General features: G+C 67.5%; 20 protein-coding genes and 3 riboswitches. Of the genes, 7 read left to right on the forward strand and 13 right to left on the reverse strand.

Features of this window, described 5'->3' with window-relative positions; all coding sequences use genetic code 11:
• Positions 1 to 55: 55 nt before the first annotated feature.
• From FDN03_RS04425 to FDN03_RS04445, 5 genes are all read right to left on the reverse strand, one after another.
• Complete coding sequence (locus FDN03_RS04425) at positions 56 to 1,681, reverse strand: ABC transporter ATP-binding protein (protein WP_249354279.1); 1,626 nt, start codon at positions 1,679 to 1,681, stop codon at positions 56 to 58.
• Positions 1,682 to 1,697: 16 nt separating this feature from the next.
• Positions 1,698 to 2,588 carry an ABC transporter permease gene (locus tag FDN03_RS04430; protein ID WP_138174492.1) on the reverse strand — a complete coding sequence of 297 codons (891 nt, stop codon included), beginning with the start codon at positions 2,586 to 2,588 and terminating at the stop codon, positions 1,698 to 1,700.
• 14 nt (positions 2,589 to 2,602) lie between these two features.
• Positions 2,603 to 3,559 (reverse strand): ABC transporter permease, encoded by a 957-nt coding sequence (locus FDN03_RS04435; RefSeq protein WP_138174494.1) that lies wholly within the window; start codon positions 3,557 to 3,559, stop codon positions 2,603 to 2,605.
• 11 nt (positions 3,560 to 3,570) lie between these two features.
• Positions 3,571 to 5,202, reverse strand: coding sequence for an ABC transporter substrate-binding protein (locus tag FDN03_RS04440; protein ID WP_138174496.1), 1,632 nt, complete (start codon positions 5,200 to 5,202; stop codon positions 3,571 to 3,573).
• Positions 5,203 to 5,320: 118 nt separating this feature from the next.
• A riboswitch (SAM riboswitch) is annotated at positions 5,321 to 5,411 on the reverse strand.
• A 395-nt stretch (positions 5,412 to 5,806) separates the two neighbouring features.
• Entirely contained in the window at positions 5,807 to 6,271 is a 465-nt protein-coding gene (locus tag FDN03_RS04445) for an ASCH domain-containing protein (RefSeq protein ID WP_249354281.1), read from the reverse strand.
• A gap of 368 nt (positions 6,272 to 6,639) precedes the next feature.
• Between FDN03_RS04445 and ggt the strand changes: the two genes are divergently transcribed.
• Positions 6,640 to 8,481 (forward strand): gamma-glutamyltransferase, encoded by a 1,842-nt coding sequence (gene ggt / locus FDN03_RS04450; RefSeq protein ID WP_138174500.1) that lies wholly within the window; start codon positions 6,640 to 6,642, stop codon positions 8,479 to 8,481.
• A 91-nt stretch (positions 8,482 to 8,572) separates the two neighbouring features.
• On the opposite strand, the gene FDN03_RS04455 is transcribed toward ggt, so the two are convergent.
• A complete protein-coding gene (locus FDN03_RS04455) occupies positions 8,573 to 9,976 on the reverse strand; it encodes an LLM class flavin-dependent oxidoreductase (RefSeq protein ID WP_138174502.1) in 1,404 nt (467 codons plus the stop codon).
• A gap of 45 nt (positions 9,977 to 10,021) precedes the next feature.
• Positions 10,022 to 11,362 (reverse strand): acyl-CoA dehydrogenase family protein, encoded by a 1,341-nt coding sequence (locus tag FDN03_RS04460; RefSeq protein ID WP_138174504.1) that lies wholly within the window; start codon positions 11,360 to 11,362, stop codon positions 10,022 to 10,024.
• Between the two features lie 15 nt (positions 11,363 to 11,377).
• Positions 11,378 to 11,467, reverse strand: a riboswitch (SAM riboswitch).
• Between the two features lie 264 nt (positions 11,468 to 11,731).
• Positions 11,732 to 11,842, forward strand: a riboswitch (SAM riboswitch).
• A gap of 5 nt (positions 11,843 to 11,847) precedes the next feature.
• On the opposite strand from FDN03_RS04460, the gene FDN03_RS04465 reads away from it, so the two are divergent.
• From FDN03_RS04465 to acs, 4 genes are all read left to right on the forward strand, one after another.
• Positions 11,848 to 12,675, forward strand: a complete 828-nt coding sequence (locus tag FDN03_RS04465) for an ABC transporter ATP-binding protein (RefSeq protein WP_138174506.1) — start codon at positions 11,848 to 11,850, stop codon at positions 12,673 to 12,675.
• 91 nt (positions 12,676 to 12,766) lie between these two features.
• On the forward strand, positions 12,767 to 13,780 hold the full coding sequence (locus FDN03_RS04470) for an aliphatic sulfonate ABC transporter substrate-binding protein (RefSeq protein ID WP_138174508.1): 1,014 nt from the start codon (positions 12,767 to 12,769) through the stop codon (positions 13,778 to 13,780).
• Between the two features lie 3 nt (positions 13,781 to 13,783).
• Positions 13,784 to 14,608 carry an ABC transporter permease gene (locus tag FDN03_RS04475; protein WP_138174510.1) on the forward strand — a complete coding sequence of 275 codons (825 nt, stop codon included), beginning with the start codon at positions 13,784 to 13,786 and terminating at the stop codon, positions 14,606 to 14,608.
• A 32-nt stretch (positions 14,609 to 14,640) separates the two neighbouring features.
• On the forward strand, positions 14,641 to 16,599 hold the full coding sequence (acs, locus tag FDN03_RS04480; RefSeq protein WP_138174512.1) for an acetate--CoA ligase: 1,959 nt from the start codon (positions 14,641 to 14,643) through the stop codon (positions 16,597 to 16,599).
• A gap of 139 nt (positions 16,600 to 16,738) precedes the next feature.
• On the opposite strand, the gene FDN03_RS04485 is transcribed toward acs, so the two are convergent.
• The 3 genes from FDN03_RS04485 to FDN03_RS04495 form a co-directional block, all read right to left on the reverse strand.
• Positions 16,739 to 18,652: a BCCT family transporter gene (locus FDN03_RS04485; RefSeq protein ID WP_138174514.1), complete on the reverse strand. Its 1,914-nt coding sequence runs from the start codon at positions 18,650 to 18,652 to the stop codon at positions 16,739 to 16,741.
• Between the two features lie 411 nt (positions 18,653 to 19,063).
• A complete protein-coding gene (gene fdhA / locus FDN03_RS04490) occupies positions 19,064 to 20,278 on the reverse strand; it encodes a formaldehyde dehydrogenase, glutathione-independent (protein WP_138174516.1) in 1,215 nt (404 codons plus the stop codon).
• Between the two features lie 110 nt (positions 20,279 to 20,388).
• On the reverse strand, positions 20,389 to 21,321 hold the full coding sequence (locus FDN03_RS04495; RefSeq protein ID WP_138174518.1) for a LysR family transcriptional regulator: 933 nt from the start codon (positions 21,319 to 21,321) through the stop codon (positions 20,389 to 20,391).
• Positions 21,322 to 21,477: 156 nt separating this feature from the next.
• On the opposite strand from FDN03_RS04495, the gene FDN03_RS04500 reads away from it, so the two are divergent.
• Positions 21,478 to 22,782: an aromatic ring-hydroxylating dioxygenase subunit alpha gene (locus tag FDN03_RS04500; RefSeq protein WP_138174521.1), complete on the forward strand. Its 1,305-nt coding sequence runs from the start codon at positions 21,478 to 21,480 to the stop codon at positions 22,780 to 22,782.
• On the forward strand, positions 22,779 to 24,170 hold the full coding sequence (locus tag FDN03_RS04505; protein WP_138174523.1) for an iron-sulfur cluster-binding domain-containing protein: 1,392 nt from the start codon (positions 22,779 to 22,781) through the stop codon (positions 24,168 to 24,170). The genes FDN03_RS04500 and FDN03_RS04505 overlap by 4 nt, the downstream gene beginning before the upstream one ends.
• 202 nt (positions 24,171 to 24,372) lie before the next feature.
• On the opposite strand, the gene FDN03_RS04510 is transcribed toward FDN03_RS04505, so the two are convergent.
• The 3 genes from FDN03_RS04510 to FDN03_RS04520 all read right to left on the reverse strand — a co-directional run bounded on the left by FDN03_RS04510 (position 24,373) and on the right by FDN03_RS04520 (position 26,191).
• The gene (locus FDN03_RS04510) at positions 24,373 to 25,014 is read right to left on the reverse strand and encodes a methylated-DNA--[protein]-cysteine S-methyltransferase (RefSeq protein WP_138174525.1); all 642 of its coding nucleotides are present in this window, start codon (positions 25,012 to 25,014) and stop codon (positions 24,373 to 24,375) included.
• Positions 25,011 to 25,508, reverse strand: a complete 498-nt coding sequence (locus FDN03_RS04515) for a sigma-70 family RNA polymerase sigma factor (RefSeq protein WP_138174527.1) — start codon at positions 25,506 to 25,508, stop codon at positions 25,011 to 25,013. The genes FDN03_RS04510 and FDN03_RS04515 overlap by 4 nt, the downstream gene beginning before the upstream one ends.
• Positions 25,509 to 25,621: 113 nt before the next feature.
• Positions 25,622 to 26,191, reverse strand: coding sequence for a histidine phosphatase family protein (locus tag FDN03_RS04520; RefSeq protein WP_171021128.1), 570 nt, complete (start codon positions 26,189 to 26,191; stop codon positions 25,622 to 25,624).
• Between the last annotated feature and the right edge of the window lie 58 nt (positions 26,192 to 26,249).

A 26,249-nucleotide genomic window follows, 5' to 3' on the forward strand; every position in this document is an offset into this window, starting at 1 on the left:
ACGGGGGAAGTTCGTCGTTCGACGGTGGCCGGGCGCTTCCCGGCCGGGCTCGGGTTCAGCCGGCGGCAGGGCACAGTTCACGCAGAACCTGCCCGGGGTTCGCCGCCAGCAGGGTGCGGGTGTAGCGGTGGGCCGGTTCGGTGAACACCTGGTGCACGCTGCCGCTCTCCACCAGCTCCCCGCGCCGCATGACCCCCACATGGTGGCTGATGCGTTCCACCACATGCAGGTCGTGGGAAATGAACAGGTAGGTCAGCCCGTGCTCGCGCTGCAGGGACTGGAGCAAGGCCAGGATCTGCTCCTGGGTGAGCACATCCAGTGCGCTCAGCGCCTCGTCCAGCACCAGGATCTCGGCCCCGGACGCCAGCGCCCGGGCGATCGCCACCCGCTGGCGCTGTCCGCCGGAGAGCTGGGGCGGGCGGGCCGCGGCCAGGGAAGGGGCCAGGCTGACCTGCTCCATGAGCTCGGCCACCCGTCCGGAACGCCAGCGCGGGTCCCCCAGCCGGTAGTTCAGCAATGGCTCGGCAATGATCGATGCGATGCGCTGGCGCGGGTCCAACGCCGAGTCCGGGTTCTGGTAGACCAGCTGGGCCTGGCGCCACAGCTGGTGCCGGCGCCGGCCGTGGGCCGCACCCACCCGCTGTCCGTTGACCCGAATCTGCCCGGACTGCGGATCCAGCAGGCCCATGATCAGCTTGGCGGTCGTGGACTTGCCCGAACCCGATTCCCCGACCAGGGAGAACGTGGTGCCGCGCGGGACCTGGAAGCTGACCTGGTGCACCGCGCGGTGGGCGGTGGCGCCGCGGCCGAAGGTCCTGGACACCTCCTGCACGTCGATCGCGATGTCTGCGTGCGCGACCGGTTGGGGCCGCTGCCGGCTGCCGGTGGCCTGGGCCAGCAGCGCCCGGGTGTAGGGTTCGGTGCTTTCGGTGATCAGCGAGCGCACGCTGCGGTCCTCCAGGATCCGCCCCGAATTCATCACCAGCACCCGGTCGGCGATGTCCGTGGCGACCGCCAGGTCGTGGGTCACGAACAGGACCGTGGTGCCCTTTTGCCGGGCCAGGGAGACGAAGACCTCCAGCACGGTGCGCTGCACCGTGACGTCCAGGGCGCTGGTCGGCTCATCGGCGATCAGCAGCTGCGGGTCCAGCGCGAAGGCGATCGCGATCAGCACCCGCTGCTTCAGTCCGCCGGACAGCTCGTGCGGGTACTGGCCCAGCCGGTATTCCGGGCGGTCAACGCCCACGCTTGCCAGCAGTTCGACGGCCCGGGACCGCCATTGGGCCTTGGGCACCGAACGCTGCGGGTGCAGCCGGAACACCTCGATCAGCTGGGAGCCGATGGTCTTCACCGGGTCCAGGCTGGAGCCCGGATCCTGGGGCACCAGCCCGATACCGGCCCCGCGGATGGCCCGCCAGCGGCGCACATCCAGGTTCGTCACCTCGGTGCCGCCAAAGCGGATGGACCCCTCGACGCGGGTGCCGGCCGGCAGCAGCCCGATCAGCGCCTTGGTCAGGGTCGACTTGCCGGACCCGGATTCCCCGACAACGGCGAGGATCTGCCCCGAGGGGATGTGCAGGTCCAGCCCGTTGGCGGCCACCGTCCCGCCGGGGTAGCGTACCGTGAGGTCCTCGATGCGCACCACCGGTGCGGCGGGGGTGTTCTTGGCGTTCATTTCCATGTCCACTGTCCTTGTCCTAGAAGCGGAAGGCGCGGTTGATGCTGCGCCCCAGGGCGGCGGTGAGCATGACGGCCGTGACGATCACCAGGCCCGGCAGGGTGGTCAGCCACCAGGCCACCGACAGGTACTGGCGTCCCTCGGAAATCAGCAGCCCCCATTCGGGGGTGGGCGGCGGGGCGCCGAAGCCCAGGAAGCCCAGTCCCGAGATGGCCAGGATCGCCGCCCCCAAATCCACGGCGAGCAGGGCCAGCACCGGTCCGATCACGTGCGGCAGGATGTGCCGGCGCAGCACCGTGAAGTAGCCGCCGCCGCTCATCAGTGCCGCCTGCACGAAGTCGTGGGAGCGCACCCGCAGCACCTCGGTGCGCACCAGCCGGGCGAACGCGGCGATCGAGGCGATCCCCACCCCCAGGCCCAGGGACAGCGGCCCGGGCTCGGTGGCGGTGACCAGGATCAGCGCGATCAGGAACGCGGGCACCGCCAGCAGCACGTCCACCAGGCGCATGGCCACGGCGTCCGCCGCCCTTCCGGTGGTGCCGGCCAGCAGGCCCAGCACGCTGCCGAGCACCGAACCGATCAGGCAGGCCAGTCCCGCGGTCATCAGGGTTTGCCCGGTGCCGTGCACCACCCGGGAGTATACGTCGCGGCCCAGGTGGTCGGTGCCAAAGGGGTGGGCGGGGCTGGGGGCGCTCAGCTTCTGCGCCGGGATCCCGGTGATCGGGTCCGCTGCGCTGAACGCGCCGGGCACCAGCGCCCAGGCCAGCAGCAGGCCCAGCGGCAGCAGCATCCACCAGCGTCCCAGCCAGCGGCGCACCGGGCGGCCCGGTGCTGGCGCCGCGGTGGTTGGTGCCGGCTCCGGAACCGGCAGCCCGGCCGGGGTGGTGTTCTGTTCGGTCAGTACGCTCATGATCCCTTGTCCCTTCAGGCAGCCAGGGCCCGTGCCGAGCCGGCGTGGGCGGTAATGATTCGTGGGTCCAGCTGCGGGTGGATGAGGTCCACCAGCAGGTTCACCACGGTGAAGGTGGCGGCGGTGAGCAGCACCAGAGCCTGCACCAGGGGAATGTCCTGGACGGTGACCGCCTGCAGCACCAGCTGCCCCAGTCCGGCGCGGGCGAACACGGTCTCGGTGATCACCGAGCCGGCCAGCAGGGTGCCGATGGTGATCCCGGCAATCGACAGCGCGGCCGGGGCGGCGTTCTTCAGCGTGTGGCGGTAGAAGATCCAGGACTCCCCGGCCCCCTTGGCGCGCAGCACGTCCACGAACGGCTGGGCCGAGACCTGCTGAACGCTCTTGAGCAGCACCTGGGCGATCGGTGCGCTCAGGTGCAGGGCCAGCACCATGATCGGCACCAGCAGCGACAGCGCCGAACCGTCCGGGAACAGGGACATCACCCCCAGCTGCACTGCCAGCAGCTGCAGCAGCACCAGGCCCAGCCAGAACACCGGGATTGAAATGAACAGCGGCGGCAGGTTCAACAGCGCCCGGCGCAGCCGCTCACCACGGGCCAGGGTGGCCGCGGCCACCAGGGCCACCGCCAGCAGGACGGCCAGCACGAAGGCGCTGCCGGCCAGGACCAGGGTGGATCCGATGACCTCCCCGATCCGGGCGGCCACCGGCGCCCCGGAGGACAGCGAGTAGCCCAGGTCCCCGCGCAGCAGCGCGCCCAGCTGCCCCAGGTATTGGGTGATCAGCGGTTGGTCATAGCCGTAGTGGGCCTTCAGCTGTGCGATGGTGGCCGGGTCCGCGGCGGCGTCGGTGGACAGGAAGATGGTCACCGGGTCATTCGGCAGGGCCTGCACCGCCAGGAAAACCGCGGTGTAGGCCAGCCAGATGACCAGCAGGGCCTGGCCAACGCGCTTGGCAATGTATCCGCCCATGCTTCCCTCCCCTACTTGCCGCTCTTCCAGGCGCCCTGGAAGATCGGGGCGGTGCCGGAGGTGAAGTCGACGTGGGTGCCCGAATGCGCGCCGTAGACCTGGACCTCATCCCACAGCACCAGGGTCAGGGCCTTGTCCAGCACCAGGGCACGCTGTTCCTCACCGATCAGCTTCAGGTGCTCCTGCTCGGTGGTGGCCGCCTGTTCCCGGGTGAACAGTTCGTTCAACTCTTCGTCCGCGTTCAGCGTCTGGGTGTTGTTCGCCGGCCCGAAGACCGGCCCCAGCCCGCCGTAGGCGAACTGCCGGGTGCCGAAGAATTCGACCTTGTCATCGACCAGGGCACTGGTCAGGAACGTGTTGTCCGCTGCCCGGTTCACCAGTTTGACCCCGATCTCGCGCCACTGCTGCTCAATAAGTTCGAAGGCCGGCTTGATGACCACCGAGTTGTTCGAGGAGGCGACGGTGACCTCCAGCTTCTTCCCGTCCTTCTGCCGGATCCCGTCCGGTCCCGGAACCCAGCCGGCCTCATCCAGCAGCTCCTTGGACCGCGCCGGGTCGTAGGCCAATTCCGCGGAGAAGTCCACGAAGCCCGGGGCCTTGTGGTTCAGAATCGATGCGGAAATCACATAGCTGTCCGAAAGCACGGTGTCCTTCAGCGCCTGGCGGTCGATGCCCACCTGCAGCGCCTGGCGGACCTTGGCGTCGGCCAGCTGCCCGGAGCCAATGCGCACCGAGGCGTTGTTGGTGGTCAAATCCACGCCCTGCGCGGCGAACACCTGGCCGCCGCCGGATTTCAGCACCTGCTCATCCACCGGCTGCAATCCCCGAACCAGGTCCACCTGCCCGGACTGGGCGGCTCCGGCACGGTGTGCAACCTCCGGCAGGTACTTGATGACCAGCTCATCCAGGTAGGGAGCCCCCGGGTTCTGGGCACCCTGCGGAGCCCAGGCGTAGTCGTCGCGGGCGCTGAACACCACTTCCTCATCGGGCTTTTCCGAGGCGAAGACGAACGGTCCGGAACCCACGATCTTGGAGATCGCCGACTGCCCGGCGTTGTCCAGCTTCAGCGTTTCGGGGGCCACCAGCCCGGCGGTCACCGAGGAGGTGGCGCGCAGGAAGTTGGCGTCCGGACGCTTCAGGGTGACCTGGACCTTGTTCCCGTCCAGCACCTTGGAGGACTTGTACGCCGAGAAATCCACGTTCGGCTGGATCTGCGCATCCTTGATGCCCAGTCCCAGCGCGTCCAGGTTCGCCTTGACGGCCTTGGCATCCAGTGCGGTGCCGTTGGAAAACGTCACCCCGTCACGAATGGTGAACGTGTACTGGGTCTTGGTCTCGTTGGAGGTGAAGTCACTGGCGATCCACCCCACCAGCTTGCCCTGCTCGGCGTCAAAATAGGTCAGCCGGTCCAGCACCGAGTTCAGCACGTTGGCCTTCTCGTAGAACCGGGCCGCCTGGGTCTGCCAGTTGTCGATGGGGGTGACCTCGGCGTAGGTCAGGGTTCCACCCTGCACCGGGTCGCCGGCTGGCTGTGCCGACTCGGTGTTCGGGCTTGCCGCGCCGCTGCCGCCGCATGCGGTCAACGACAGCCCCAGGGCCGCAAGCAGTGCGGTGGCTTTCAGCGCCAAACGTGGTGGCCGCATAATCCGTGTTCCTCTCGGTTTAGCCCGAGGAGCACGCTGAATTCAGGTCCCTCCCGCGAAGGGAGGCAAAACAGGCAGACATCCGCCCGTGTGCGGGGACCGTTGCGAAATCTAGCAATCTCCATCGGTCCTGGCCTTAGCACCGCTCCCCGTCGGGGTGGTTGCTGCGACGTCAACGAGCCAGGTCTCTCAGTCGCTCTGGATGGTGTTGTTCCGGTGGGTGTTCCGGGTGATTTCAGTGTGCGGCGGGGACATTCATGTGACCAACCATGACGAAACATCGACGTCACATCGCCACCGAGGAGGCGACAAAGGCTCGGCAGCACCGTAACAATGGGGTCACACGCGCCGGTAAGTCATTGTGTGAAGGCGAAAACCGCAGATCCTTGACAATTCCTCCGGCAGGGTGGCGCCGGTGCCACCGCGCCCGCTGTAGTGGGTGGCGCGGGTTTTACACGCCTCCGCGGACCGGGGGCAGTACCGTGCAGCAGCCGCAGGGCCGGGCCGGCTTGGCCTTGTCCCGCAGTTGGAGCCCTGTGAAACCCTGTGCAGATTCCTCATCCACGAGCCGGCAGATCCACCGGCGCGGAAAAACCGCTGGGGGCTACGCCCTGCCGGGGCCCATAGGCCAGGCGACAACGAAACGCTCAAGCACGACCCGGAAACCCGGCTGCGACGTCAGGGTCGGATCCCATTGGTGTCCAGCAGCCCGCTGGGTGCGACGCCAGTACTTCTCATGCTCGCGGCGCCAGCTGGCCAACGAGCGGTCATCCTCCCCTTCGGCAAAGGCGAAATCGGCGTCCACGTGGTCAAAGGCCGCCAAGGTGACCTCGGTGGTCTGCAGGATGAGACGCGCCGTACCGGTGGAATCGCAGGCTAGCCAATAGGCGCCTGCCTCCGGCAACGGTTCACCGCTTGCCGTGTACTCGTTCTCCAGGCTCGAGGTTGCGCGCTTATCCCCGTCGGAAACTGCGCGCAGCAACGCATCGGCCAATGCGGGACTGTCCCCGAAGTAGTCAACGACAGGCAACACCTCGGGTCGCAGGACCCCGCCCCCTGCCCAAAGCACATAGTCGCCCCACAATTGTCTTGCCCGCGCGAGGTCGACCGGCGGGAGCCGGGAGGCCGAGGAATCCATGGCCCCAAGCCTAGTGCTTTCCGCCATGGGCCGGCGCTGCACAGGGGCCTTTCATTGCCTCTGCCCGGAACCAAGGTTGCGCGCAAAAATCGGCGGGAAAGGCATATGGTGCTTCGTGCGCAGAAACCGCTGGCTCCTCTCCGAAGGACTGCCCCGCCCCGGAGGCACTGCGCCGAAAGCCGGTTCCTCAGGGCAACCACAACTTTTGGAATGTGATGCGTCTCACTTCCATTGGATGTGGTGCACTTCGCCTAGCTTGAGGGGGTCAGAACCCATCAACCCCCAAGGAGCGGGTAGCTGTGCACCCACGATCACTTCGCGCCCCAGCCTGCGCGATCAGCCTGGCGTTGGGCTTGACCGCGCTCAGTCTGGCGCCGGCCCAGGCGGAACCACGCCAAACCGAGAAGCAAGCCACCGCCACCGGTTACGGTGGCGCCGTGGCCACCGTCGACCCGGAGGCCTCTTCCGCGGCGATTTCCGTGTTGCGCCGCGGCGGCAACGCCGTGGACGCGGCGGTGGCCGCCGCCGCGACACTGGGAGTCGCCGAACCCTACAGCGCTGGCATTGGCGGCGGAGGCTACTTCATGTACTACGACGCCGACACCCGGAAGATCAGCACGCTGGACGGTCGGGAAACCGCCCCGGCCGCCATGCCCCACGACGCCTTCATTGATCCGCAGACCGGCAGCCCCTACCCCTTCACCCCGGAGCTGGTGACCAGCGGGGTGTCCGTGGGCGTGCCCGGCACGCTGGCCACCTGGGATGAGGCACTTGACCGCTGGGGAACGATGAGCCTGGGAAAGGCCCTGCAGCCGGCCATCAAGACGGCCACGCGCGGCTTCGTCGTGGATGAGACGTTCCGCGAGCAAACCCTGGATAACAAGGAGCGGTTCGAGGCCTTCGAGTCCACCAGGAAGCTGTACCTTCCCCGAGGGGATGCCCCCAAGGTGGGCACCGTGTTCAAGAACCCCGATTTGGCCAAGACCTATCGCATGATTGCGCGCCGTGGCATCAACTCGTTCTACCGCGGTGAGCTCGCCGAGCAGATCGCCGCGACCGTGCAGGCCCCGCCGGTGGTGCCGGGAACCGAGCTGCCCGTGCCTGCCGGCCACATGACCGCCGCGGACCTGGCACGCTACAAGGTCGTGAAGCAGAAGCCGACCAGGGTGAACTATCGCGGCCTGGACGTCTACGGGATGGCCCCCTCCAGCAGTGGGGGCACCACGGTCGGCGAGGCCCTGAACATCCTGAATCGGTTCCAGCTTTCAACGATGCCGCGACCCGACGCGCTGCACCACTACCTGGAGGCCAGCGCCCTGGCGTTTGCCGACCGCGGCAAATACGTCGGGGATCCGGCATTCGTCGATGTGCCCACCCGCCAGCTGACCGACCGACTCTTCGGGGCCGAGCGGGCCTGCGCCCTGGATCCGCAGCGCGCCTCCGTGAAACCGGTAGCGCCGGGCGATGCCGCCAATTATGACGGGCGGTGCCCCACCGAAGCCGGTGTGGTGGCGCAGGAGAAGGACACGGAGAACATCTCGACCACGCACCTGTCGGTGGCCGACCGGTGGGGCAACGTCGTGTCCTACACGCTGACCATTGAACAGACCGGCGGTTCGGGCATCGTGGTGCCGGGCCGCGGGTTCCTGCTCAACAACGAGTTGACCGACTTCTCCACCGTCTACGATCCGGCCGACCCGAACCGCATCGAGCCGGGCAAGCGGCCGCGCTCCTCCATGGCGCCGACCATTGTGCTCAAGGACCGCAAGCCGGTGCTGGCGGTTGGCTCCCCGGGCGGCTCGACGATCATCACCACGGTGCTGCAGACCCTGGTCAACCGCGTGGATCTGGGCATGGAGCTTCCCGAGGCGATTGCCGCGCCGCGCGCCTCACAGCGCAACACTACCGCGGTCACCGCCGAACCGGAGTTCATTGCCGATGATGCCCGGATGCTGGAGCCCTTCGGCCACCAGTTCGTGCCGTCCGGGGATTCCTTTACCCCGCAGGCGGAGATCGGTGCGGTGGCGGCCGTGGAGATCGGCCCGCGGGGCAAGCTGACCGCCGCGGCCGAACCGACCCGGCGCGGGGGCGGCTCGGCGATGGTGGTGAAGCAGCTGAAGGGACACAAGAAGCACAAGTAGCTCCCGCGCATCCACACCGAAGGCGGCGCGGCCGCGGAAAGACCAGTGACGGGTTTTTCCGCGGCCGCGCCGCCCTGTTCACCGCTGGCCGCTAGCGGGCGGCAGCCAGGCGGTTGGCGATCTTGTACTGGGCGGCGCGGTGGGTGTCCTTGACCCGGTCGCCGGCACCGAAGAGCTTGTTGCGCAGCGAGCCTTCGGCATACTCGGTCTTGTAGGCGCCGCGGGCCTGCAGTTCGGGAACCACATACTCGACGATGTCCTCAAAGGTTCCCGGGGTGATCGCGTAGGCGAGGTTGAACCCGTCCACGTCGGTGTAGTCCACCCAGTCGATCAGCTTCTCGGCCACCTCGGCGCCCGAACCGACGGTGATCGGGCCGAAACCGCCCACGCCGACCCACTCGGCCAGCTGCCGGATGGTCCACGGTGAGCCCTCGTCGCCGCTGGCCTTCTGGAAGGTCTCCACGGAAGACTGGATCGCGTTGGACTTCACGTTCGAGCCGATCACGTCGTCCGGGTCGTAGGCCGAGAGGTCCACCCCCATCCACCCGGAGATCAGCACCAGTGCCCCCTCGACGTCAGCGTAGGACTTGTAGTCCTCGTACTTCGCCTGCGCGGTGGCCGAGTCCTGGCCGGTGATGATGGTCTGCATGGCGAAGATCTTGATGTCGTAGCGGTCCCGGCCGGCGGCCTCGGCGGCGTCACGGATCTTGGTGACGGTGGCCTTGAGCATTTCCCGGGTCGGCGAGGTGACGAAGACGGCCTCGGCGTTCTCGGCCGCGAACTTCACCCCGCGGCTGGAGGCCCCGGCCTGGTAGATCACCGGGGTGCGCTGGGTGCTCGGTTCGGTGATGGCGATGCCCGGAACCTTGAAGTACTTGCCCTCATGGTTGATCGGGTGCACCTGCTCCGGGTTGGTGTAGATGCCGCTGACCTTGTCGGCCTTGACCGCGTCATCTTCCCAGGAGCCCTCCAGCAGCTTGTACACCACTTCCAGGTACTCATCGGCGTGGTCGTAGCGTTCGTCGTGCTCCATCTGGTCTTCCTGGCCCATGTTGCGCGCGGCGGAGGGCAGGTAGCCGGTGACCACGTTCCAGCCGACCCGGCCCCCGGTGAGGTGGTCCAGGGTGGCCAGGCGGCGGGCGAACGGGTACGGGTGCTCGTAGGCGGTGCCCGCGGTGATGCCGAAGCCGAGGTTCTCGGTGACCGCGGCCATGGCGGAGACCAGCAGAATCGGGTCGTTGACCGGGGCCTGGGCGCCGGTGCGCAGCGGGGATTCGTTGGTGCCGTTGTAGACGTCATAGGTGCCCAGCACATCGGCGATGAACAGCCCGTCGAACTTGCCCTTTTCCAGCACCTTGGCCAGGTGGGTCCAGTAGCCCAGGGTGTTGTAGCTTGCGGCTTGGTCCTGCGGGTGGCGCCAGAGTCCGGGCGACTGGTGGGCGACGCAGTTCATGTCAAAGGCGTTGAACAGGATTTCGCGGGGTGTGCGGCTCATGGCGGTCCTTCTTTCGGGGGTTTGATTCGATGGTGGCGGGCGGGACTAGCGGAAGCTGACCTGGCCCGGGGCGGGGACGTCCCCGGTGGCGTTCAGCCGCACCGGGGGCACCGCGTTGATCTCGTAGTCGCCCACGATGCGGGATTTGTAGATGGCGGGGTTGTGGGTGGCGATGGTGCGGGCGTTGCGCCAGTGCCGGTCCATGTTGCAGCTGGCCTTGGTGGCCGAGGCGCCCAGCGGGTCAAAGAGCTTGCTGGTCACCCCGATGGTCAGCGGCTGGGTGACCGATTGGGCGCGGTTGGCGGCCAACTCGCACACCGCATAGCGTTCGGCGGGGCTCAGGTTGGCGTCGGCCAGGGCGGCCTCGACCTCCAGCACGGCGCCCATCACCACCGACTCGATGGCGAAGACCTCGGCCGAGACCTCCCCCACGACCTGCAGGACCTGCGGTTCGTGGCGGACCGGGACCCCGGTGCCGGTGCTGAAGCTGCGGGTGCGCAGCTGGACCGAGGAGCGCAGGTCATTCAGCGCCGCGCGGGCCACGCCGGCCTGCACGGCCAGCAGCACCAGCTGGAAGACCGCCGATTCGGTGTCGTTCTCATGCTGCGGGATGAAGCTGTCCACCGGGACCCGCTCGAACGTGGTGGTGCCGGTGCCCGTCAGCTGCTGGCCGAACCCGTCCCAGTCATCCAGGATCCGCACCCCGGAATGCTGGGTGGCCACGACGGCGATCTGCCGACCGGGCAGCTGCGGGTGGGCCACGGCCACCATGGTCCAGTCGGCAAAGATGGTCCCGGTGCAGTAGTACTTCTCCCCGGTGACGAACCAGCGGCCCTCGTGCTCGGTGGCCGTGGTGTTCAGGCTGCCCAGCCGGTTGCCGCCGCGTTCGGTGTAGGCGTTGCCCACAATGTGCCCGGCTGAGATCCGCTCCAGCCATTTGGCCTGCAGCGACTGGTCCTCGAAGGCCAGCACGTCTTCGACGAAGGCCAGGTGGGCACGCCAGAGCTGGGCGATGTGGGAGTCGGCTTCGGCCAGTTCAATCAGCAGGCGGAAGACATCGGACATGCGGGCACCGTACCCGCCGCGGTCCACCGGGACGCGCAGGGCCCCGAAGCGTTCCCGGTTCAGCAGCCCCACTTGCTCAAAGGGCAGGATGCGCTCCCGGTCCCGGTGGGCCGCGCCCTCGGCGATTTGCGCGAAGACCGGTCGGAAGGTGGCGGCCAGGCGTTCATATTGTTCGTCGGCCCCAGGCCCCGGGGTGATCTTCAGCAGCTGCCGCTCGGGCAGCTGCTCGGGGTGCTGGTCCAGGTCCACGGCGTTGCCGGCAGGGGCCTGGGCAGGGTCGGACAGCGCGTTGAAGTCCGGTTGGGGTTCGCCGAATGACATGCAAGAGCCTCAATTCTTCCATCGGTCCTGGCGGTAGCACCGGCCCGCATGGGGTGGTTGCTGCGGCGTCGTGGAGCCAGATCTCTCGGCCGCTCTGGATGGTTCATCTCATTTGTACCGGCGGTGACGAAGCCGGCTCAAGGCTTGGCGTCATATTTCGGGGCATGAAGCGCAGATGACGTCGAACGCCCGGATCGCGCGAATGGGCAGGACGTTACAGCCTGACCCCGTCAAGCGGCAGAATGATGCAGAATCCACAAGGGATCAAAGAAATACCAGAATTACCGGCCCCAGAAACGTATGCTTCGAAGATTCGTCACATTACGAACGATTTGCCTTCCATCCGTTCGGGACGATTACATGGTGGCGTAACCATCCCGAGCGGCCGAGAGATCTGGCTCGTTGACGCCGCAGCAACCACCATGACGGGGAGAAGGCCTCTTCCTGCATGGACGGTGCTAACGCCAGAAGCGATGGAGATGACAATGAGTACTGTCCTTGTGTCGCCCACACCCGTGGCGCCATCCACTGCCCGATCGGTTCAGTTCCACAACCTGGGGCGTTCGTTCACCGCAGGACGGCAGACCCGCACGGTCCTGTCGGGCATCGACCTGCAGATCACCGCCGGTCAGGTGGTGGCCATCCTGGGCGCCAGCGGCTGCGGCAAGTCCACACTGCTGCGCACCGTCAGCGGCCTGGATCACCCCAGTGTCGGCCAGGTCCGCATTGGCGGCCACGCCGTGGAGGGAATCGATGACCGCTGTGCGGTGGCGTTCCAGGAACCCCGGTTGCTGCCGTGGCGGACGGTGCGCCAGAACATCGCCCTGGGCCTGTCTCCGCAGCTGACAGCCCAGGCCGGCCGCGAGCTGATCGCCGAGCTGCTGGAACTGACCGAACTCACCCACGCGGCGGAACTTCGTCCGCGCGAGATTTCCGGGGGCATGGCCCAGCGCGTTTCACTGGCCCGCGCCCTGGCACGGCGCCCCGGGGTCCTGCTGCTGGACGAACCGTTCGGCGCGCTGGATGCCCTGACCCGCCTGAAAATGCAGGATCTGCTGCTGGAGATCCACCGTTCGTTCCCGACCACGGTGCTGATGGTCACCCATGACGTGGACGAGGCCCTGAGCCTGGCCGACCGCGTCATTGTCCTGGGGCACCGGCGGCCGAACGCGGAGCAGAAGCAGAACGGGGCCGGGGTCATCGAGGACCTGACCCTGAACTCCCCCAGGCCCCGCAACCGGACGGGTTCCGGATTCACCACCCAGCGCGCGCATCTGCTGCAGCTGCTCGGTGTCAACCCGTCGGGCCATTAACCCCCGCGCCGCGTCGCCTTCCTGCCCACCCCTCCCCCTTGCGTCCGGGCCTCCTCCCGTGCGCCGCCGAACCCACCCGCTAAGGATTCCCATGTCAAAATTCACCCTGTCCCGCCGTTGCGCATTCACCTTCGCCGCCGTCGCATTGGCCGCGAGCAGCCTCAGCGGCTGCGCCGGGGAGAACGCCGCTGCCGGTGAGACCCTGACCCTCGACTATGCGACCTACAACCCCCTGAGCCTGGTGCTGAAGGAAAAGGGATGGCTGGAGGATGCGCTGGCCGACGACGGCATCAGCGTCGAATGGATCCAGTCGGCCGGGTCAAACAAGGCCAACGAGGCACTGCGTGCGGACGCCATCGACGTGGGCTCCACCGCCGGATCCGCCGCCCTGCTGGCCCGCTCCAACGGTTCCCCGATCAAGACGATCGCGTTGTACTCGCAGCCCGAATGGTCAGCACTGGTCGTGGGCAAGGATTCACCGGTTTCCTCGGTCGCCGACCTGAAGGGCAAGCAGGTCGCGGCCACCAAGGGCACCGACCCCTACTTCTTCCTGCTGCAGGCCCTGCAGGAGGCGGGATTGGGGGAAAAGGACATCACGTTGCAGAACGTGCAGCACGCCGACGGGCGCACCGCTTTGGCCAACGGCTCGGTGGATGCCTGGAGCGGACTGGACCCGATCATGGCGTCCGCCGAACAGGACGGGGCACGCCTGCTGTACCGCAACCTGGACTTCAACACCTATGGGGCGCTCAACGCCCGTGAGGACTTCCTCAAGGACAGCCCGGAAGTGGCGCAGACCGTGGTTGACGCCTATGAGAAGGCGCGCCAGTGGGCCGGCAGCCACCCGGAGGAAACCGCACAGATCCTGGCCGATGTCGCCGGACTGGACGCTCAGGTCGCCGACACGGTCATCTCCGAGCGATCCAACCTCGACGTGGCGGCGGTCCCGGGCGAGAAGTTCGTTCAGGTGCTGGGCAACATTGGGCCGGTGTTTGTCGACAGCGGCGATGTGAAGAGCCAAGCCGAGGTGGACGCCGCACTGGACACCCTGGTTGACGACCAGTTTGCCCGGCAGGCCGATGCCTCACAGATTGCGGGTGAATAGGCGATGACCGCTCCTGTTGACCAGCAGCCGGCCACCACACAAGCCGATGCCCCGCGCGCCGGGCTGCTCGCCGCACTGCTGGGGCTCCCGCACTGGCTGGTGGGCCTGGTTGTCCCCGCCCTGGTCCTGGTGGCGTGGCAGTTGGCCACGACAAGCGGACTGGTGCCCTCCTATGCGCTGCCTACCCCGGCCTCCGTCATCACCGCCGCCGTTGACCTGCTGGAGCGCGGTGAGCTGTGGACCCACATAGGCATCTCCGCCCAGCGGGTCCTGTTGGGCTTTGCCGCCGGTTCGCTGCTGGGCCTGGTCTTCGGTGCCCTGGTGGGACTATCGAAGCTGGCCGATGCCCTGCTGAGCCTGAGCATCGGGGCGCTGCGCGCGGTCCCGTCACTGGCCTGGGTTCCGCTGCTGGTGCTGTGGATGAAGATGGGTGAGGACTCCAAGGTCACCCTGATCATCATCGGCGCCTTCTTCCCGGTCTTCACCACCGTCTCCCTGGCGCTGCGCCACGTGGATCCCCAGCTGGTGGAGGCGGCCCGCTCCTTTGGCTACCGGGGCCTGCGCCTGCTGCGCACCGTTCAGCTGCCGGCCGTGGTTCCCGCGATCTTCTCCGGGCTGCGCCTGGCCCTGGCCCAGGCATGGCTGTTCCTGGTGGCGGCCGAACTGCTCGGCGCCTCCATGGGCCTGGGGTTCCTGCTCACCGATTCCCAAAACAATGGGCGCATTGACCGCCTGATCCTGACCATCATCTTGCTGGCGATCTTCGGCAAACTCACCGATGCCCTGCTGTCCATCGCCGAACGCAAGGCCATTGCCCGCTGGGCCTAGGGCCCGCGACCACGTGTAAAGGATTTTCTTCGATGACAACCATCGACCTGACCTCCGAGGAAAGCACCGACGAAGCCACCCGCCAGCGCTTCTGGGATGAAGCGGCGAACCTGCTGGACTGGGACACCCGATGGCACACCACCTCCCGGATCGTTGCCGCCGACCCCGCCGCCGAACGCGGCCCGCAGATTTCCTGGTACCTGGGCGGCACGCTGAACGCCGCCGTGAACTGCGCGGACCGTCATGTGGCGGCCGGCCGCGGTGAGAAGGTGGCCCTGTACTTCGAGGGGGAACCCGGGGACCGGGAGACCGTCACCTACCGGGAACTGGCCGAACGGGTATGCCAGGCCGCGAACGCGCTGACCGAACTGGGGATCGGGAAGGGTGACCGGGTGGTCATCTACCTGCCGGTGCTGGTGGAGACGGTGGTCATCACCCTGGCCTGCGCCCGCATTGGCGCGATCCACTCCCTGGTTTTCGGCGGGTTCTCCGCCGCGGCCCTGAAGTTCCGGGTCGAGGACACCGCAGCGAAGCTGCTGGTCACCACGGACGGCCAGTTTCGCCGCGGCGCCGCCGTCCCGGTCAAGGACAACGCGGACGCGGCGGTGGCCGGGGAGAACAACATTGAGAACGTGCTGGTGATCCGGCGCACCGGGTGCGACATCGCCTGGACCGAGGGACGGGACGTGTGGTGGCACGAGCTGGTGGACAGCCAGCCCACCGAACACCAGGCCCAGGCCTTTGACGCCGAAACCCCGCTGTTCATCATGTACACCTCCGGGACCACCGGCAAGCCCAAGGGGCTGGTGCACACCACCGGCGGCTACCTGACCCAGGCCGCCTACAGCCACAACCTGTTGTTCGCGAACCCGGACCCGGCGCTGCGCGAGCTGGACGTGCACTGGTGCACGGCGGACCTGGCCTGGGTCACCGCCCACACCTACGAAATCTATGGTCCGCTGGCCAACGGGGTCACCCAGGTGATCTACGAGGGGGTGCCCAACGCCCCGCACCCGGGACGGCATTTTGAGATCATCGAACGCTACAAGGTCACCAGCTACTACACGGCCCCCACCCTGGTGCGTTCGCTCATGGGCTGGTTCCCCGACGGCATCCCGGCACACTATGACCTGTCCTCCATCCGGGTGGGCGGCACCGTGGGCGAGGCGGTGAACCCGGAAGCCTGGCGCTGGCTGCGCACCGAAGTGGGACGCAACACCGCCGAAGGCATCCCCATGGTGGACACCTGGTGGCAGTCCGAGTCCGGGGCGACGATCCTCTCCCCGCGGCCCACCGACACCGGCTTCAAGCCCGGCTGTGCCGCGCGAGCCACCCCGGGGGTCGCGGTGGACATCGTGGACGCCCAGGGAACACGTGTGGCCCCCGGCGAACAGGGCAACATCGTCATCACCCGCACCGGTCCGGCAATGGCCCGCACCGTGTGGGGCGATGCGCGGCGCTACTACACCAGCTACTGGAAGCAGTACGCCGAGCAGGGCTGGTTCCTGGCCGGGGACGGGGCCCGGTTCGATGCGGATGGGGACATCTGGATCCTGGGACGCACCGATGACGTCATCAACATCTCCGGGCACCGGCTGTCCACCATTGAAATCGAATCGGCGCTGGTCACCCATCCGGGCGTCGTGGAGGCCGGGGTGTGCCCCACCCCGGATGCCACCACCGGGCACGCGGCCACCGCGTTCGTGGTGCCGCTGGACCAGTCGCTGGTCGCGGCCGCACCGGATGCGGCCACCGCGGCGAGGCGCGAGGCGTTCGTGGCAGAGCTGCGGGAGACCGTGCGCCGGCAGATCGGCCCGATCGCCAAGCCGCGGGACGTGGTGCTGGTCCCGGACGTGCCCAAGACCCGCTCCGGAAAGATCATGCGCCGGCTGCTGACCCAGCTGTTCCAGGGCACCGAACTGGGTGACACCACCAGCCTGCAAAACGAGTCATGCATCGCGAAGCTGGAGCAAATCTGCCGCCACCGCTAGGCGCCGGGCCCGCTGGCCTGAGCCTCTTGGAGAACAACGGCCTTGCCCCGCCCCACGCAGTGAGCTGCGCGGGGCGGGGCAAGGCCGTTGTGGTGCCCGCCGGGGCGTACGCCCGGCCGGTGCCTAGCCGGTGGGCCGGCTATTTCCGGGGATCAGTGCCATCGGACTGCGGGTCATCGTCCCCGGTCCGCGGGTTCTCCCCTTCCGGGTCGGGACGGTCCTCATCGGTCACCGGCTTGGCCGGCGGCTGCTGCCCCTCCTCGTAGACGATCGTGTCGTGCGGGGCCGGGGCCCGTTCGATGGTGATGATGTCGATTTCGGTCGTCATCAGGCTGAAGTGCCCGCCCTCATGGCGTTCCACGCCCTCGGCCACCGACTGCTCCAGCACCTCACGGGCCACCTTGTTCTGGATGACCAGCGGGTCGCGGCTCAGATCCTTCCAGATGGCCACGCACAGCAGCAGCATCACCAGCACGAAGGGCAGAGCCGAGACAATCGTGATGTTCTTCAGCCCGTTCAGGGCCGCCGCCGGGTGGTCCCCGCCGGCCAGCAGCATCACCGCCGCCACGGCGCCCACCGCGACGCCCCAGAAGATCACGGACTTGCGGGTCGGGTGTTCAGCCCCGCGCTCACTGAGCGCTCCCATCACGATGGAGGCCGAGTCGGCGCCGGTGACGAAGAAGATCGCGATCAGCAGCACCGTGACCACCATCAGCACCACCGCCACCCAGCCGGGCACCGGCAGCTTCTCCAGCAGGTCGAAGAGCACCAGGTCGAAGTTGATGTCCGGGGCGCCGTCAACAATGCTGGCCAGCGCCTGGCCCGAATCCCCCGAACGCTGCGCGCGTTCCTGCAGGCCGATTGCGCCGCCGCCAAAGATCGCGAACCACAGCAGGGTCACGGTCGAGGGCACCAGCAGCACGCCGGTGACGAACTGGCGGATGCTGCGCCCACGGGAGATGCGGGCAATGAACAGACCCACGAACGGGGTCCATGACACCCACCAGGCCCAGTAGAACACGGTCCAGGACGAAAGCCAGTCGGCCATGGTCCCGTCGGTGGAGGCCGCGGTGCGCGAGGCCATTTCCGGCAGGTCGCGGATGAACGCGCCAATCGCGTTCGGGATGACGTTCAGGATGAACAGGGTCGGGCCGCCGATGAAGACAATCAGCGCCAGAACCAGGGCCAGCACCATGTTGGTGTTGGACAGCCACTGGATGCCGCGCTCAATGCCGGAGACCGCGGAGGCCACGAACAGGGCGGTGAGGATGGCAATGATGATCACCAGGATGCCCGAGCCGACGTTCTCCATCACGCCGGTGGCCTGGATGCCGCCGCCGATCTGCAGGGCGCCCAGGCCCAGCGAACAGGCCGAGCCGAACAGCGTGGCCAGGATGGCCAGGATGTTGATGGTGCGTCCGCCCCAGCCGTGGATGGCGCGCTCGCCGAAGATCGAGGAGAACATGGAGGAGAACAGCTGCGGGCGGCCCAGGCGGAAGCTGCCGTAGGCCATGCCCAGGCCCACAATGGCGTACATCGCCCACGGGTAGAGCGTCCAGTGGAACAAGGTGGTGCCCATTGCGGTGCTCAGCGCCGCATCGGTCTGCCCCTCCACGGTTCCCGGCGGCGGGGACATGTAGAAGAACAGCGGTTCGCCCACCCCGTAGAACACCAGGCCAATGCCCATGCCGGTGGCAAACATCATCGAGATCCAGGAGACCGTGCTGAATTCGGGCTTTTCCCCGTCCTTGCCCAGCGGGATGCGCCCGAAGTTCTTCGAAGCGAGCACGATCACGAAGACCGCGAACACCGAGGCGGCGATGACGAACAGCCAGCCGGTGTTGGTGATCACCCAATCCAGTGCCTTGCCGGCCACTGCGCCCAGGCCCTCGGGGGAAACGAACCCCCAGGCGATGAACGCCAGGGCCAGGCAGCCGGCAATGCCGAACACCCAGTAGTCGGTGCCGGAGGCGGTGTATTTCCGGGGGCGGCGTTTGCGAGCTGTGTGCAGCTCACCCACGAGCTCCTGGATCGATTGATCACTTGGCTTCATTACGTTCTTCCTTCACTGGCAGGACGGCGCTGCCGACGGGGAAATCATCGACTCGGCGGCAGCGCGCTCCGGACGGCAGGCTGCCAGGCGGTGGCAGCGGAACGGTTGCATGGCCCCAGTCGGGCGGGCCGGCAGACGGCAGGGGCCGGAAACGGCGGCGCTTCGAAGATCGGCGAGCCCACCGTTCAGATGCATGCGACAACGGCCAACACGGCCCACCGCGGCCCTAAGGTCTGCGTTCAATACTGTTGGATGCAGGCAAGTCAGGTCAAGCCCCACGGTCTTTTTTGCCCCCGATCCCGTTCCCACCAGAACGCTTTTTGCCCTTGTGCCATGCAGTGCCAGGGGCGGGGATGTGAAATTCCTCGCCTCCCCGCCCCCGCGCCCCCGCATTGCGCCCGCCTTCGGCGTTTAGCCGCGAATCAGGCCGTGCGGGTCCAGCACGAATTTTTGTGCCGCCCCCTCGTCGAAGGCCGCGTACCCGGCCGGGGCCTCATCCAGGGAAATGGTCGTTGCGTTCACGTTCCTGGCAATGGACACCTTGTCGGTCAGGATCGCGTGCATCAGCCCGCGGTGGTACTTCATCACCGGGCACTGTCCGGTGACGAAGGTGTGGGATTTGGCGAAGCCCAGGCCGAAGCGCATCGACAGCGAACCGACCTTCGCCGCCTCATCGGCGGCACCCGGATCCCCGGTGACGTACAGCCCCGGGATCCCCAGGTGGCCACCGGCGCGGGTGATCTCCATCAGCGAGTTCAGCACCGTGGCCGGCTGCTCGGTGGCCGCCTCGTGGCCGTGGCCGCGGGCCTCAAACCCGACCGCGTCGATCCCGCACTCCACCTCCGGCACGCCCAGGATCTGTTCTATCTGCTCACCGGGGTCGCCCTGGGAGACATCCACGGTTTCGCAGCCGAAGCTGCGGGCCTGGGCCAACCGGTCGGCGTTCAGGTCCCCGACGATGACCACCACGGCGCCCAGCAGCTGGGCGGAGGTGGCGGCGGCCAGGCCCACCGGGCCGGCGCCGGCCACGTACACGGTTGATCCCACACCCACCCCGGCGCCCACGGCCCCGTGGTACCCGGTGGGGAAAATGTCCGAGAGCATCGCCAGGTCCAGGATCTTCTCCATCGCCTGGTCGCGGTCGGGGAACTTCAGCACGTTCCAGTCCGCGTAGGGAACGAGCACGTATTCGGCCTGGCCACCCACCCAGCCGCCCATGTCCACGTACCCGTAGGCGGAGCCGGGACGGTCCGGGTTCACGTTTAGGCAGATGCCGGTCTTGCCTTCCTTGCAGTTGCGGCACCGTCCGCAGGAGATGTTGAACGGAACCGAGACGACGTCCCCGACCTTGACGAACTCGACGTCCCGCCCCACCTCGATGACTTCACCGGTGATTTCATGCCCGAGCACCAGGCCCGAAGGGGCGGTGGTGCGTCCGCGCACCATGTGTTGGTCCGAACCGCAGATGTTGGTGGCAATGGTTCGCAGGATCACCCCGTGCTCCACCTTGCGTCCGACGTTGTCTGGGTGCACCCCGGGCCCGTCGCGCAGGACGAATTCCGGATAGGGGGTGTCGACGACCTCGACCTTGCCCGGCCCTGCGTAGCTCACTGCCTTGTTTCCCACCTGAGAACCTCCGCCTTGTTAAATATAAGTTGGATAAATGAGTCCAACCTAGCAACAGTGTGCTCTGCGTCACAGGGGGTGTCAAGGGTGCGCTCCGTGGTCGGCGCGGCCTACGTCTCCTCGTCCAGCCGCTCGTCCAGGATGCTGCGCGCCCTCCCCTGCAGGATCTGCAGGCATTGACCGATCAGCGGGGAGTCCATGCTGCCGCGCCGCGCGGCGGCGACGATGCGTCGGGTGGGGCGTCCTGGCCCGGTCAGTCGCAGCCTGCGCACATCCTCATGCCCACCGATGGGTGCCAGCCGCGGCAACAGGCCCACCCCGAGCCCGGCGCCGACGAAGGCGATCATGGTCTCCCACTCCAGGGACTCGTGGGCAATGCGCGGGGTGGCGCCCACCGCGGTGAAGGCCGCCGTAAACAGCGCCCGGTAGGTGGATCCGACGGTGTCGGTAATCCAGGGTTCGGAGGCCAGCTCCTCCAGGCGCACCGAGACCCGCTCGGCCAGCCGATGCCCGGCCGGGACCAACACGTCCAGCGGATCGTTGAGCAGGAACGTCTGCTCAAAGCGGGGGTCCTCCTCCCCCACGGTGTCTGCCTGCATGGCCACCACGACCGCCAGGTCAATGCGTTCGGCCACCAGCAGCTCGTAGCAGCGTGCCGGGCTGGCCTCGATCAGGCGCACCGCCAGGGTGGGCCGGGTTTCGCGCAGCGCGGCGGCCAGCGGGGCAAGCAGCTGCGCGGCGGCACTGGAGAACCCGCCCAGGCCAAACTGCGCCGGCACCTGCTCATCGGCGCGCAGGGCCGCGGCGCGCAGCCCCTCCCACTGCGCGACCAGGTCATCCGAACCGGCCACCAGGTGCCGACCGGCCGCGGTGAGCCGTACGCCCCGCCCGTCACGGACCAGCAGCTCAATGCCCAGCGAGCGCTGCAGTTCGCGCAGCTGCGCGGAGACCGCCGACGGGGAGTAGCCGGTGAGCTCGGCCGTGGCCGCCACGGTGCCGCAGGTGGCGAACACGCGCAGCGTGTGGAGACGGGCATCGATCATGCGGATATTGTGCACGATGATCGGCAGGTTTTTGCGCTTTTATTGCACTTTCACAGCATCTAATGTGATCGGTACAACATCCGTTCACGTTGCGGTCCCCGCCATGCCGCGGCCGCTGACAGGCTCCCCTTCCGCCCCCCTTCCAAGGAACCGCCCATGTCTGTTTCGATGAATGCGCCGCGCACGGCCCGCGGCAGCCTTGCCACTGCCCTGCCCGCCGGGCAGCTGGAGGAAATACGCCAGCTCTTCGCCCGGCGCCGCTCGGGGTATTCGCTCAATGCGCCGTTCTACACCGACCCGACCCTCTTCGCCCTGGACATGGAGGGAATCTTCGGCACCCAGTGGCTCTACGCCGCCAGTGTCGCGGAAATCCCGGAGCCCGGAGACTACATCACCGTGGACTTCGGCCCCAGCTCGCTGATCATCCTGCGCAAGGACGACGGGCAAATCAACGTCCTGCACAACGTGTGCCGACACCGCGGCGCGCGGGTGCTGACCGAGGCCTCCGGCTCGACCGGCAACCTGGTGTGCGGCTACCATTCCTGGACCTACTCCCAGGACGGGGAACTGATTCACGCCTCGGCCCCCGGGGAAGTGGATTTCGACAAGGGCTGTTTCGCGCTGAAACGGGCACACAGCAGGGTTTATGCCGGACTGATCTTCGTCTGCCTGTCCCCCGAGCCGCCCGAGGACTTTGACCGGGCCGCGGCCGTCTTCGAGCCCTACCTCGCGCCCCATGATCTGTCCCGCACCAAGGTGGCCTACCAGCAGAACATTGTTGAACAGGGCAACTGGAAGCTGGTGATGGAGAACAACCGCGAGTGCTACCACTGCGATGGCCACCCGGAGCTGGCCTGCGCGCTCTTCCCCACCTGGGGCCTGAATGAGAGCACGGTGCCGCCGCACCTGGTCGAGGTCTGGGACCGGAACCAACAGGCGCAGGGCGCACTGGAGGAACGCTGCCGACGCTATGGGCTGCCCTATGCGGTCATCGAGGAGTTGGATACCCGGGCGGCCGGGTTCCGCGTCTCGCGCGAACCGTTGGACGGACAGGGCGAATCCTTCTCGCCCACCGGGCGCCGGCTGTCCAAGAAACTGCTCGGCGACCTCCCAGATTTCCGCCTCGGCCGCTGCTCGCTGCACATTCAGCCCAACAGCTGGTTCCACCTGCTTGGTGACCACGTCATCACCTTTGCGGTCTTCCCCATCAACGAACACCAGACCCTGGTGCGCACCACCTGGCTGGTGGCCGACGACGCGCAGGCCGGGGTGGATTACGAGGTGGAGTCCCTGACGCACACCTGGAAGCAGACCAACCTGCAGGACAAGGCCTTCGTGGAGTTGTGCCAGGCCGGTGCCGCCAGTCCCGCCTACGAGCCCGGGCCCTACATGAAAAGCGAGTACCAGGTGGAGGCGTTCATCAACTGGTACGTGCAGCGGATGCGGGAGCATCTGGCATGACGGTCACCACCACGAGCATCCGTGCCTCCGGCATCCAGCGCATCCGCGGCCTGGAGATGCCCTGGAACCGGGTGTTGCGGGCCACGAACCAGGCCGCCGGTGCCGCCCGCGCCCTGGGCCCCTGGCATCCGCAGGAATTCAGCGCCGAATGCTTGGAAACGATCCCCGAGGCCGGGGGCATGATGACCTTCGTCTTCCGCCGTACCGACGGGGCCCCGCTGGCGTTCCGCTCCGGCCAGTACCTGAACATCGCCTTTCCCGTTCACGGGGAAGGCCAGGAACCAGTCGACCGGAACTATTCGATTTCCAGTGCGCCCACCGAACCCTGGACCTTTAACATCACCGTCAAGCGCGAGGAACAGGGTCTGGTCTCCCCGTGGGTGCACCGGCACGTGCGCCCGGGCACCGTGCTGGAGATGCTCGGCCCGATTGGCGCCTTCCACCTGCCCGACGCCGAGCGCCGCGCGCGCTTTCTCTTCCTGGCCGCCGGGGCGGGCATCACCCCGATCATCTCCATGGTGCGCACCATCCACGCCCTGCCCGGCCAGGCCGACGTCGTGGTGCTGTATCACGGAGCCGAACCCGGCGGGTTCGGATTTGCCAAGGAACTGGAGTACATTGCGGCGGTCGATGAACGCATCACGGTGTACTACTCCCTGGGGGACCGCTCCGTGCCCGGGGACTGGGAATGGATGCTGGGACGACTGACCTGCCACATGATTGAGCAGGTGGCCCCGGACGCGAACGGCCGCCACGTCTATGCGTGCGGCCCAGAGGGGTACCTGAACAACGCGGCCAAATTGCTGCTGGAGGTGGGGGTTGACGACACCTCCATCCACATGGAGTTCTTCTCGGGGGGCCGGCAGACCCGCCTGGAATACCAGCAGGAGTTGGCATATGCCGAGGACCTGGCCGGGGAAATGGCCGAGGCACCCGAATCCCAATTCGAACAGCAGAACCTAGGCCTGTACGACCCGGCGCCAGCCACGCCGCCGGGACCACCCGGCGCCCTGCCCACGGAGGAGGGCGGGCGTGGTTCCGCATCGGATGCGGCGCCCGGGCCGCCACCTGACCTTGGCGGCACACCGCCCACGGACCCCCAGGAGTTTGCCACCGTCGGGGAAGGCAGTTTGACCATGTCCTTCCTCAAGTCCGGCCTGAAGGTGCGCATCGACCCCGACCAGCGGATTTTGCCGGTCGCCAAACAGGCCGGGGTGCGCATCGGGGCCAACTGCCAGGAGGGCATGTGCGGCTCCTGCAAGGTCATCAAGCTCTCCGGTGAGGTGGACATGAACCACCAGGGCGGGATCCGGGCCCGGGAAATCGAAGCCGGAAAATTCCTGCCCTGTTGCTCCACCGCGAGCACGGACCTGGTCATCGATGCCTGATCCGGTCCGTACTCCCGACCCTGGCGGGAGGACAACAGGGTCGGATGGCAAACGAAATCGTTTGTCGAACATTCTCTCGTCGTGGCGACAAACCTCTATCACACCACGTCGGTGACGCTATCAGCCTCTCAAGGTTGTTTCACGTGGAATCGGCGGTCGCCCTCCCACGCAAGCGCCGGCACCCCGGGCGTCGCATGGGGAGCTAGAACAGGGTGGAGGGTTGCCGCGCGCCGTTCGGGTTTTCCAGCTGCAGCAGGATCCGCTTGGCCTGCAGCCCGCCCAGGTAGCCCCCCAGCGAACCATCGGTACGCAGCACCCGGTGGCAGGGCAGCACAATGGGCAGCGGGTTGGTGGCGCAGGCCGACCCCACGGCCCGTACGGCCGCAGGCTTTCCGATGCGTTCGGCCATTTGCCGGTAGCTCAGGGTGTGTCCGTAACCGATGTGGCCCAGTTCCAGCTGGACCCGGCGCCGGAATTCGGTGGAGAGCCGCAGATCCAGCGGCAGGGTGAAGCTGGTGCGGTGGCCGCTGAAGTACTCCTCCAGCTGCCGGGCCGCGGTGTCCAATGCGCCCGGCGAGCGCAGGATCCGGGCGCCCAGGCTTTCGCTGAGCTGTTCCAGCACACGCTCGTGCTCCTCCGAGGCGAAGGCCACCCGCACCAGCCCTACCTCCGTGGCGGCCACCAACAGGGGGCCCAGGGGCGACTGCACGATCCGGTACACCGCGTCGGTAAGGTGCTCCCGGTGGGCGGCCTGCTCCAGCCGGTCGTGCAGGCTGGCCAGGAGGCGCTGCTCAACCTCGGTCGGCGGGGTGTTCAGCGGGGCGGTGCCATCAAGCTGACTCATGGTTTTCCTCCAGTTGCTGATCCGGCGTCCATTCGGCGTCGCAGATTGCTGATCCCGTCGGCGGCGGCGCGCCGCGCTGCTTCCGGGGTTCCGGAAAGAATCTGGGAGATCTGCCGGTAGTCCAATCCACCCAAATAGCGGTACGCAACGACCAAGCGTTGTTTTTCCGGCAACTGCTTGACCAGCTGCCACAGCTCCAGGTTTTCGGCCCGGCCTTCCGGCCCGGCCTCCGTCGAGGGGGCGTGTGCGGCGGGGTCGGTTTCCAGATCCTCGCCCCGCTGGCGGCGCAGCTCATCGATGGCCTTGCGGTGGGCGATGCGCACCAGCCAAGCCTGGACGTTGGCCTCCGGATCCAGTTGCGGGTAGGCCCGCAGGGCGGCCAGGAAGGTTTCCGACCAGGCGTCCTTGGCGCGGTGTTCATCCAGCAGGGAGCGGCACACGCGCAACACGCTCAGTCCGTGGGCCTGCACGATCTGTTCGAATGGCTGCTTCATGGTGCTCCTGGTGATTGGCTCTCACCATGTAAACGTGGCGGGACAGCTTTTCGTGAGGTCTTTGGCCGGATTTCCTGCGACCACCCACCGGGCGGTGGGGGCCGGCCCTGTTCCTAGACCACGACCGGGTCACCGTCGCGCAGGGCCAGTTCCAGTTCGCGCAGTTCGCCCAGGTCCAGGGGCACCACTTCCCCGTTCTCCACGCCCTGGGGCAGGCGGCGTCCGAGCAGGGTATCGCGGATGATGCGCATGGTCGCCCCGTGGCTGACACACAGGATGCGCCGCTGGGGGTGGGTGGCGGCCAGCTGGAGCAGGGCCGGCACTGCCCGGCGCAGCACGGCCGAACGCGGTTCGGCCTGCTCCATCAGCTCCTGCACCAGGTCCTCATCCAGCTCCGAGCGGCACTGCCCCTCCAGTGGCCCGAATCCGCGCTCCACCAGTTCCGGTACCGGCGGGCCGGTGCGGGCCCCAAGGGTCTTGGCAATGATCTGCGCGCTTTCCTGGGCGCGGCCCAGCGGGGAGGCCAGGACCACATCCCAGCCCTCATCGGCCAGCCGGGCGCCGACCGCGCGCGCCTGTTCCCGCCCGGTCGCGTTGAGCGGGATGTCCGTCTGCCCCTGCAGCCTGCCTGCCAGGTTCCAGTCGGTTTGTCCGTGTCGAACCAAAGCCAGTGCACCATTCATACTTCTTGAGTCTAGCCAGTACTGCCGGTGGCGCTGAATCCCCCGGGGTGCGGATGGC

Origin of the sequence: Glutamicibacter sp. V16R2B1 (assembly GCF_005774635.1) — a bacterium.
GTDB lineage: Bacteria > Actinomycetota > Actinomycetes > Actinomycetales > Micrococcaceae > Glutamicibacter > Glutamicibacter creatinolyticus.